Source organism: Streptomyces sp. NPDC089915, from assembly GCF_040684675.1.
Taxonomy (GTDB): Bacteria; Actinomycetota; Actinomycetes; order Streptomycetales; family Streptomycetaceae; genus Streptomyces.
In genome coordinates this window covers 1-9,493 of the sequence record NZ_JBFBGN010000197.1, presented here as the reverse complement: position 1 = coordinate 9,493, position 9,493 = coordinate 1, and the positions used below count along the sequence as shown (strand labels likewise).

General features: G+C 73.2%; 8 protein-coding genes. 7 read left to right on the top strand and 1 reads right to left on the bottom strand.

The window, feature by feature from the left end; all coding sequences use genetic code 11:
* Positions 1–139 precede the first annotated feature (139 nt).
* Entirely contained in the window at positions 140–1,282 is a 1,143-nt protein-coding gene (locus AB0O29_RS32615) for a glycosyltransferase family 4 protein (protein WP_365159044.1), read from the top strand.
* A 232-nt stretch (positions 1,283–1,514) separates the two neighbouring features.
* Entirely contained in the window at positions 1,515–3,131 is a 1,617-nt protein-coding gene (locus AB0O29_RS32610) for a GMC oxidoreductase (protein WP_365159041.1), read from the top strand.
* Positions 3,132–3,144: 13 nt separating this feature from the next.
* Here AB0O29_RS32610 and AB0O29_RS32605 read toward each other — a convergent pair whose 3' ends face one another.
* Positions 3,145–4,941, bottom strand: coding sequence for an AMP-dependent synthetase/ligase (locus AB0O29_RS32605; RefSeq protein WP_365159039.1), 1,797 nt, complete (start codon positions 4,939–4,941; stop codon positions 3,145–3,147).
* 253 nt (positions 4,942–5,194) lie between these two features.
* On the opposite strand from AB0O29_RS32605, the gene AB0O29_RS32600 reads away from it, so the two are divergent.
* The 5 genes from AB0O29_RS32600 (at position 5,195) to AB0O29_RS32580 (ending at position 9,460) form a co-directional block, all read left to right on the top strand.
* A complete protein-coding gene (locus tag AB0O29_RS32600; protein WP_365159036.1) occupies positions 5,195–5,977 on the top strand; it encodes a metallophosphoesterase in 783 nt (260 codons plus the stop codon).
* Positions 5,978–6,093: 116 nt separating this feature from the next.
* Positions 6,094–6,534, top strand: coding sequence for an SRPBCC family protein (locus tag AB0O29_RS32595; protein WP_365159034.1), 441 nt, complete (start codon positions 6,094–6,096; stop codon positions 6,532–6,534).
* A 215-nt stretch (positions 6,535–6,749) separates the two neighbouring features.
* On the top strand, positions 6,750–7,901 hold the full coding sequence (locus AB0O29_RS32590) for an ArsA-related P-loop ATPase (RefSeq protein ID WP_365159031.1): 1,152 nt from the start codon (positions 6,750–6,752) through the stop codon (positions 7,899–7,901).
* 79 nt (positions 7,902–7,980) lie between these two features.
* Positions 7,981–8,457 carry a DUF5304 family protein gene (locus tag AB0O29_RS32585; protein WP_365159028.1) on the top strand — a complete coding sequence of 159 codons (477 nt, stop codon included), beginning with the start codon at positions 7,981–7,983 and terminating at the stop codon, positions 8,455–8,457.
* A gap of 61 nt (positions 8,458–8,518) precedes the next feature.
* The gene (locus AB0O29_RS32580) at positions 8,519–9,460 is read left to right on the top strand and encodes an ROK family glucokinase (RefSeq protein WP_365159025.1); all 942 of its coding nucleotides are present in this window, start codon (positions 8,519–8,521) and stop codon (positions 9,458–9,460) included.
* The last annotated feature ends 33 nt before the right edge of the window (positions 9,461–9,493 follow it).

The window sequence follows — 9,493 nt, the reverse complement described above, 5'->3', positions numbered from 1 at the left end:
GGCGGAAGCCCGCGTACTGGACGTACTTGGCTTTCGCCCGGTGCGGCGAGAGCGCGTGCCAGGCGTCGCGGGGCAGACGGGAGTTTGACGACAGGTCCTAGGAGCCGGGCCGGGCCTCCCGTCCGGTACGTTGGCGGGGATGCACAAGACGCTGATCGTGACCAACGACTTCCCGCCGCGCCCGGGCGGCATCCAGGCCTTCCTGCACAACATGGCGCTGCGGCTGGACCCCGAGCGGGTCGTCGTCTACGCCTCCACCTGGAAGCACGGCGCGGAGGGCCGCGAGGCCACCGCCGCCTTCGACGCCGAGCAGCCCTTCACCGTGGTCCGCGACCGCACGACGATGCTGCTGCCGACGCCCCGCGTGACCCGGCGGGCGGTGTCCCTGCTGCGCGAACACGGCTGCGAGTCGGTGTGGTTCGGGGCGGCCGCCCCGCTCGGCCTGATGGGCCCGGCGCTGCGCCGTGCGGGCGCCCGGCGGCTGGTCGCCACCACCCACGGGCACGAGGCGGGCTGGGCACAGCTGCCGGCCGCCCGGCAGCTGCTGCGGCGGATCGGCGAGGGCACGGACACGCTCACCTACCTCGGCGAGTACACGCGCTCGCGGATCGCCTCGGCGGTGACGGACCGGGCGGCGGCGCGGATGGTCCAACTCCCGCCGGGGGTCGACGAGAAGACCTTCCACCCCGGTTCGGGCGGCGACGCGGTCCGGGCCCGGCTGGGGCTCAGCGACCGGCCGGTGGTCGTCTGCGTCTCGCGGCTGGTGCCGCGCAAGGGGCAGGACACGCTGATCGAGGCGATGCCGGAGATCCTGGCGCGGGTGCCGGGCACGGTGCTGCTGATCGTGGGCGGCGGCCCGTACGAGGCGCCCCTGCGCGCGCTGGCCGCCGCGAAGGGGGTCGAGGACTCGGTGGTCTTCACGGGCGCCGTCCCGTGGTCCGAGCTGCCGGCTCACTACGGGGCGGGCGACGTCTTCGCGATGCCGTGCCGGACCCGGCGGGGCGGGCTGGACGTGGAGGGCCTCGGCATCGTCTACCTGGAGGCCTCGGCGACCGGTCTGCCGGTGGTCGCGGGGGACTCGGGCGGGGCGCCGGACGCGGTGCTCGACGGCGAGACGGGGTGGGTGGTGCGGGGCGGCGACCCGGCCGCCGCCGCCGACCGCATCGTCCCGCTCCTCCAGGACCCGGCCCTGAGGGCCCGCATGGGCGCGGCGGGCCGGGCGTGGGTCGAGCAGAAGTGGCGCTGGGACCTCCTGGCGGAACGCCTGCGCGAGCTGCTGTAGCCGGGCCGGGGGCGCGGGTGCCGCTGCGCGAAATCCAGCCCCGCCAGGGGGCACCTCCCAGCGGTAGCTGGGGGAGATTGAGGCGCGGGGTCCGGGGCGGAGCCCCGGGGAACGGGCGAAGGGCGGGTAGGGGACCTCCGCCCGCGCAGCGCGGAGCCACGGCTGACTGTCACTCAGATACGTGGCACCCCGCGTTATGGCCGCTTCAGCGGAATCCGCTCATCATGCGCCCATGAACCCCAACCTGACACGCCGTCAACTGGGCCTCACTGCCCTCCGGACCGCCGCGGCCCTCGGCCTCACCCGCATCGGACTCACCACCGCCACCGCCGCCGAGGCCCCGCCCGCCGCCCGCTACGCCCCCGCCGTCGTCGTCGGATCCGGCTACGGATCCGCCGTGGCCGCGCTCAGACTCGGGCAGGCCGGCGTCCGTACCGTCATCCTGGAGATGGGGCGGCTCTGGGACACCCCCGGCCCCGACGGCAAGGTCTTCCCCTCCACCTCCGCCCCCGACCAGCGGTCCATGTGGTTCCGCACCCGCACCGAGGCCCCCCTCGCCACCTTCCTCTGGCTGGACGTCGTCAACCGCGACATCAGCCCCTACCCCGGCGTCCTCGACCGCGTGAACTACGGGGACATGTCCGTCTACGTCGGCCGCGGCGTCGGCGGCGGATCCCTCGTCAACGGCGGCATGGCCCCCACGCCCCGCCGCTCCTACTTCTCCGAGGTGCTGCCCCAGGTCGACGCCGAGGAGATGTACGGCACCTACTACCCCCGCGCCCGCGCCATGCTCGGCGTCAACTCCGTCGACCCCGGCTGGTTCGAGTCCACCGAGTGGTACCGCTTCGCCCGGATCTCCCGCAAGCACGCCCAGAACACCGGCCTCAAGACCACCTTCGTGCCCAACGTCTACGACTTCGGCTACATGCAGCGCGAGGCCGCCGGCACCGCCACCAAGTCCGCGCTCGCCGGCGAGGTCATCTACGGCAACAACCACGGCAAGAAGAGCGTCGACAAGACCTACCTCGCGGCCGCCCTCGGCACCGGCAACGTCACCATCGAGACCATGCAGCGCGTGGTCGCCGTACGCGAGGACCCCGCCGGCGGCTACGTCCTGACCGTCCGCACCAGCGACGTCACCGGCAAGGTCACCCAGGTCCGCGAACTCGGCTGCGCCCAGCTCTTCCTCGGCGCCGGCAGCCTCGGCACCACCGAGATCCTGCTGCGCGCCCGCGAGACCGGCGCCCTGCCCGCGCTCAGCGACCGGGTCGGGCAGAACTGGGGCACCAACGGCAACATCATGACCGCCCGCGCCAACCACCTGTGGGACACGGTCGGCGCCAACCAGGCCACCATGCCCGCCCTGGGCATCGACGACTGGGACAACGCCGCCAACCCGGTCTTCGCGGAGATCGCCCCGCTCCCCATGGGCATCGAGCACTGGATCTCGATGTACCTGGCCATCACCAAGAACCCGGAGCGCGGCCACTTCACCTACGACGCCGCCACCGACTCGGCGCGGCTCCAGTGGACCCGGGACCAGAACGCCCCGTCGGTCGCGGCGGCCAAGAACCTCTTCGACCGGGTCAACCTCAGGAACTTCACCATGTACCGCTACGACCTGTTCGGCGAGAACAAGGCCTTCGCCGACAACTTCACCTACCACCCGCTCGGCGGCTGCGTCCTCGGCGAGGCCACCGACGCCTACGGGCGGGTCAAGGGCTACCGGGGGCTCTACGTCACCGACGGATCGCTCGTCCCCGGCTCGCTCGGCGTGAACCCGTTCGTGACGATCACGGCCCTCGCCGAGCGGAACATGGAGCGGATCCTGGCCGAGGACCCGCGTTAGGCGGCGTACCGCGTCAGGAGCGGTACAGGCCCTCGATCTCGTCCGCGAAGTCCTTCGCCACCACGTTCCGCTTGAGCTTCAGCGACGGCGTGATGTGGCCCGACTCCTCCGTGAACTGGGAGGGGAGGATGCGGAACTTCCGCACCGACTCCGCCTTGGAGACCGCCGCGTTGCCGTCGTCCACGGCCTTCTGGACGGCGGCCATCAGGTCCGCGTCCTCGCTCAGGTCCGCGGCCGTGGACCCGGCCGGCTTGCCGTTCTCCGCGGCCCACCGGCCGAGGAACTCCTCGTCGATGGTGACCAGCGCCGCCACGAACGGCTTGCCGTCGCCGACCACCATGCACTCGGCGACCAGCGCGTGCGCCCGGATGCGGTCCTCGATCACGGCGGGGGCGACGTTCTTGCCGCCCGCCGTGACGATGATCTCCTTCTTGCGGCCGGTGATCCGCAGGTAGCCGTCCTCGTCGAGGGTGCCGACGTCGCCGGTGTGGAACCAGCCGTCGGACATCGCCTCGGCGGTGGCCGCCTCGTTCTTCCAGTACTCCTTGAAGACGTGCTCGCCGTGCACCAGCACCTCGCCGTCGTCGGCGATGCGCAGCACCGAGCCCGGCAGCGGCTGGCCGACCGTGCCGATCTTCTGCTTGTCCCAGGGCAGGAACGCCGTGGCCGCGCAGGTCTCCGTCAGGCCGTAGCCCTCCAGGACGGTGAAGCCGATGCCGCGGAAGAAGTGGCCGAGCCGCTCGCCCAGCGGGGCACCGCCGGAGATCGCGTACTCGCCGCGGCCGCCGAGGACGGCGTGCAGCTTGCCGTAGACCAGCTTGGAGAAGATCTTGTGCTTGAGCTTCAGGCCGAAGGACGGGCCCGAGGGCAGGTCCAGCGCCCGGCTGTACGCGATCGCGGTCTCGGCGGCGGCGTCGAAGATCTTGCCCTTGCCGTCGGCCTGAGCCTTCGCGCGCGCCGAGTTGTAGACCTTCTCGAAGACGCGCGGCACGCCGAGGATCAGCGTGGGCCGGAAGGACTGGAGCTCGTCGGTGAGGTTCTTGATGTCCGGTACGCAGCCCAGCCGGATCGGCGCCAGGACCGCCGCCACCTCCACCAGGCGGCCGAAGACGTGCGCGGCCGGGAGGAACAGCAGGACCGAGCACTCGCCGGTGCGGAAGAGCGGCTTCAGCCGCTCCACGACGTTGCCGCACTCGGCGAAGAAGTTGCGGTGGGTCAGCACGCAGCCCTTGGGGCGGCCGGTGGTGCCCGAGGTGTAGACGATGGTGGCCGGGTCGTCGGCGTTCGCGAGCGAGCTGCGGGCGTCCACGTCCGCGTCCGGGACCTCCGCGCCGGCGGCCTTGAGCGCGCCGAAGGCGTCCTGCTCGATCTCCCAGACCTCGCGCAGCTCCGGCAGCCGGTCGCGCAGGCCCTCGACGGTCGCGCCGTGCGCCGGGCTCTCCACGATGACCGCGACGGCGCCGGAGTCCCCGAGGATCCACTGGATCTGCTCCGGGGAGCTGGTCTCGTACACCGGCACGGTGACCGCGCCCGCGCTCCAGATCGCGAAGTCGAACAGGACCCACTCGTAGCGGGTACGGGAGATCAGCGCCACCCGGTCGCCGGGCTGGATGCCCGCCGCGATCAGGCCCTTGGCGGCGGCCCGGACCTCGGCGAGGAACTCCGTCGCGGTCACGTCGCGCCACTGCCCGCCGACCTTGCGGCTCATGACGGCGGTGTCTGGATGCTGGGCGGCGTTGCGGCGGATGAGATCCGTCAGGTTCCCGTCCGACGGGACCTCGTACAGGGCCGGAAGGCTGAACTCGCGCAAGACTGCTGCTCCTCTGGGCGCCATCGCCACCGTGTGGACCGACCGGACGTTACCCACCGGTAGTGGGTTCCGGATAGAGGTAACCGGCCAGATGTTCCGTGCGTCACATTCTGGACTTCGCCGTGCATCGCAAGCGCCGCCACAGCGCTGCCGACAGTAGTCGACCCGCTCCAGGACTCGGAAGTAACCGCAGGTCCGGCCGCCTGCGAGCCCCCCTCTACCCGCCGGGCACCAGCGGCCCTAGGGTGGCCGCATGGGTGCCAGCAAGAGGCGTACACGGGTCCACGTCGTCAGCGACGTCCACGGCAACACCGAAGCGCTCGCCCGCGCCGGCGACGGCGCCGACGCCCTCCTCTGCCTCGGTGACCTGGTCCTCTTCCTGGACTACGCCGACCACTCGCGCGGCATCTTCCCCGACCTCTTCGGCGTGGAGAACGCCCACCGGATCGTCGAACTGCGCACCGCGCGCCGCTTCGCCGAAGCACGCGAATTCGGCCGCCGGCTGTGGGACGGCCTCGACAGGGAACGGATGATCGAGGAAGCGGTGCGCCGCCAGTACGCGCAGATGTTCGCCGCCTTCCCCAGCCCTACGTACGCCACCTACGGCAACGTCGACGTCCCCGGCCTCTGGCACGAGTACGCCCGGCCCGGCACCACCGTCCTCGACGGACAGCGCGTGGAGATCGGCGGCCGCGTCTTCGGCTTCGTCGGCGGCGGACTGCCCTCGCCGATGCGCACCCCCTACGAGGTCGACGAGGACGAGTACGCGGCCAAGGTCGAGGCCCTCGGCGAGGTCGACGTGCTCTGCTCGCACATCCCCCCGGAGGTCCCCGAGCTCTGCTACGACACCGTCGCCCGCCGCTTCGAACGCGGCAGCACCGCCCTGCTCGCCGCCATCCGCCGCACCCGCCCCCGGTACGCCCTCTTCGGACACGTCCACCAGCCCCTGGCCCGGCGGATGCGGATCGGGTCCACCGAGTGCGTGAACGTCGGCCACTTCGCGGCGACCGGACGGCCGTGGGCCCTGGAGTGGTGACCCGCCACCCGTGCAGCGGGGCCCCGGAGTGGCGGGGCGCTGACGCGCGGTAGCCTTCACGCGGCGGCCGGAGGCCCCCGCACACTTGCCGAATACTCCCCGGAGGAGCGACCGCGATGGCGGAACACACCAGCTCGAGCATCACGATCGAGGCCGCGCCGGCCGAGGTCATGGCCGTGATCGCCGACTTCGCCCGCTACCCCGAGTGGACCGGCGAGGTGAAGGAGGCCGAGGTGCTGTCCACCGACGCCGACGGCCGCGCCGAGAAGGTCCGCCTGCTGCTGGACGCGGGCGCGATCAAGGACGACCACACCCTGGCCTACAGCTGGAAGGGCCAGGACGAGGTCAGCTGGACCCTCCACAAGTCCCAGATGCTCCGCCAGCTGGACGGCTCCTACCGCCTCGCCCCGCTGGACGGCGGCCGGCGCACGGAGGTCACCTACCAGCTGACCGTCGACGTCAAGATCCCGATGCTCGGCATGATCAAGCGCAAGGCGGAGAAGGTCATCATCGACCGCGCCCTGGCGGGCCTGAAGAAGCGGGTCGAATCGGCCTGAACGCCCGACGCCGGCGGGGCCATGTCAGCCCCGCCAGGGGGTCACCTCCCAGCGGTAGCCGGGGGAGTTCGAGGCGCGGGGCCCGGGGCGGAGCCCCGGGAAACGGAGAAAGGGCGGGGCGGGGAGACGGCTCCGTGCAGCGGGACCCCGGCCCGGGTCCGGGTCGGCGCGGGCGTAGCGTTCGGGCAGGACGATCTACACCCCGGAGCACCCCCATGCCGCACACCCTGCTGATCACCGGCCCCGGAGGGTCAGGCCGCACCACCGTGGCCGCCGCCACCGCAGCCGCCGCGGCCCGCGCCGGGCAGCGCGTGCTCCTGCTCTGCGCCGAGGACCCCTGGGCGGCGGCCGGCACCCCCGCCCCCGACGGCCTCCGCGTCACCCGCATCGACTCCGGCGAGGAGTTCCGCACCGAACTCGCCGCCCTCCAGGAACGCGGCGCCACCCTCCTCGGCATGCTCGGCGGCACCCCCCTCGGCGCCGAGGAACTCACCGAACTCCCCGGCGCCGAACAGTTCGCCCTCCTGCGCGGCCTGCGCCGCGCCGCCACCGCACCCGCCACCGACCTCGTCGTCGTGGACATGCCCCCGCTGCACCAGGCCCTGACCACCCTCGCCCTCCCCGCCCAGCTGCGCCGCTACCTCGCCCGCCTGCTGCCCGCCGAGCGCCAGGCTGCCCGTGCCCTGCGCCCCGTACTGGCCCAGCTCGCCGGGGTCCCCATGCCCGCCCGGTGGCTCTACGAGACCGCCGCCCGCTGGGACGAGGAGCTCGCCGCCGTCCAGGCCGTCGTCGAGGCCCCCACCACCCGGGTCCGCCTCGTCGCCGAACCGGGACCCGCCGCCGACGCCGCCCTGCGCTCCGCCACGCTCGGCCTCGCCCTCTACGAGGTGCCCGTCCACGACCTGGTCGCCAACCGCCTCGTCCCCCGGGACTCCGCCGACCCCTGGCTCGCCGGGCTCGCCGCCCGGCAGGCGGAGCACCTCGCGCGATGGGAACGGGACCGGCCCGTCGTCCCGCTCGCGCACCTCGGCCGCGACCCCGAGCACCCCGGCGAGCTCGCCGGCGCCGAAGGACTCGCCCCCCGCCTCGCCCCCGCCCCCGCGGCACGCCCCGGCTGGCCCGTCGAGGACCGGCTCGCCGAGGACGGGGTGTTGGTCTGGGCGGTCCCGCTGCCCCGCGCCCACAAGAGCGAGCTCGACCTCATCCGGCGCGGCGACGAGCTGCTCCTCGCCGTCGGCCCCCACCGCAGGACCGTTTCCCTCCCCTCCGCCCTGCGCCGCTGCACCGTCTCCGGCGCCGCCCTCACCGACGGGGTGCTCCGCGTCCGCTTCACCCCCGACCCGCAGCTGTGGCCCCGCGCGCGCTGAGACGCGTACGGAACGGCGTACCCCCGTTCGGGTAACGTCGGAGGTAGCCCCTACCGCAGCCGCCTCAGGAGAGTCCGCCATGAGCGAGGCCACCGACCGCCCCACCGACGACGACGCCTGGGCGAAGGCCTGCGCCGAGGACCTCGCCGCCGAACGGGAGCGCCGCCGGGCCGAGCGCGAGCAGGGCACCGGGGCGGGCGCCACCGGAACCGGCACCGCCGCCGAAGAGCTCTTCAAGCTCTTCGGGGCCGTCGCCGACAAGGTCTCCGCCCTCAACAACCCGGAGCTCGCCGCAGCCGCCCAGGGCGCCGTACGCCAGTTCGTCAACCAGGCCAAGACCGCCGCCAAACCCGTCATCGAGCGCAACCCGGAGGTCTTCGGCCACCTCGCGGCCGCCGGGACCGAGCTGCTCGCCGCCTACCGCTCGGCCGTCGAAGGCCACGAACGCCGCTGGGTCCGCGACGAGCCCCCCGCCCCCCGCAAGCACGCCGAAGACGAGGACGGCCGCGACCACGGCCCCGACGAGGGCCCGGCCCAGCGGATCGATCTCGACTGAGACTCCGCCGGGCTCGGGTACGGTGGGCCGTGGCGGGGCTTGACCGGAAACCGAGGGACTAATGGGACTCACCATCGGCGTCGACATCGGCGGCACCAAGATCGCGGCCGGCGTGGTCGACGAAGAGGGCACCATCCTTGAGACGTACAAGGTGCCCACCCCGCCGACCGCGGACGGAGTGACGGAGGCGATCTGCGCCGCCGTGTCCGAGGTCAGCAGCAACCACACCATCGAAGCCGTCGGCATCGGCGCCGCCGGATACGTCGACGACAAGCGCGCGACGGTCCTCTTCGCGCCGAACATCAACTGGCGCCACGAACCGCTCAAGGACAAGGTCGAGCAGCGCATCGGCCTGCCGGTCGTCGTCGAGAACGACGCCAACTGCGCCGCCTGGGGCGAATACCGCTTCGGCGCCGGCCAGGGCCACGAGGACGTCATCTGCATCACGCTCGGCACCGGCCTGGGCGGCGGCATCATCATCGGCAACAAGCTGCGCCGCGGACGCTTCGGCGTCGCCGCCGAGTTCGGGCACATCCGCGTCGTCCCCGACGGCCTGCTGTGCGGCTGCGGCAGCCAGGGCTGCTGGGAGCAGTACGCCTCCGGCCGCGCGCTCGTCCGCTACGCCAAGCAGCGCGCCAACGCCACCCCCGAGAACGCGGCGTTCCTCCTCTCGCTCGGCGACGGGACCCCCGACGGCATCGAGGGCAAGCACATCAGCGAGGCCGCGCGGGCCGGCGACCTGGTCGCCGTCGACGCCTTCCGCGAACTCGCCCGCTGGGCCGGCGCGGGCCTGGCCGACCTGGCCTCCCTCTTCGACCCGTCGGCGTTCATCGTCGGCGGCGGCGTCTCCGACGAGGGCGACCTCGTCCTCGACCCCATCCGCAAGTCCTTCAAGCGCTGGCTGGTCGGCGGCGCCTGGCGGCCGCACGCCCAGGTGCTCGCCGCACAGCTCGGCGGCAAGGCCGGCCTGGTCGGCGCGGCGGACCTGGCCCGCCAGGGCTGACCCGCACTCGGGCACGCCTCGAGCCGCCCGCCG

Bases quoted from the DNA above. Each gene is read 5' to 3' on its own strand.
- AB0O29_RS32595 (WP_365159034.1), top strand. From the start codon at position 6,094: ATGGCGGAACACACCAGCTCGAGCATCACGATCGAGGCCGCGCCGGCC.
- AB0O29_RS32585 (WP_365159028.1), top strand. From the start codon at position 7,981: ATGAGCGAGGCCACCGACCGCCCCACCGACGACGACGCCTGGGCGAAG.
- AB0O29_RS32580 (WP_365159025.1), top strand. From the start codon at position 8,519: ATGGGACTCACCATCGGCGTCGACATCGGCGGCACCAAGATCGCGGCC.
- AB0O29_RS32600 (WP_365159036.1), top strand. From the start codon at position 5,195: ATGGGTGCCAGCAAGAGGCGTACACGGGTCCACGTCGTCAGCGACGTC.
- AB0O29_RS32590 (WP_365159031.1), top strand. From the start codon at position 6,750: ATGCCGCACACCCTGCTGATCACCGGCCCCGGAGGGTCAGGCCGCACC.
- AB0O29_RS32615 (WP_365159044.1), top strand. From the start codon at position 140: ATGCACAAGACGCTGATCGTGACCAACGACTTCCCGCCGCGCCCGGGC.
- AB0O29_RS32610 (WP_365159041.1), top strand. From the start codon at position 1,515: ATGAACCCCAACCTGACACGCCGTCAACTGGGCCTCACTGCCCTCCGG.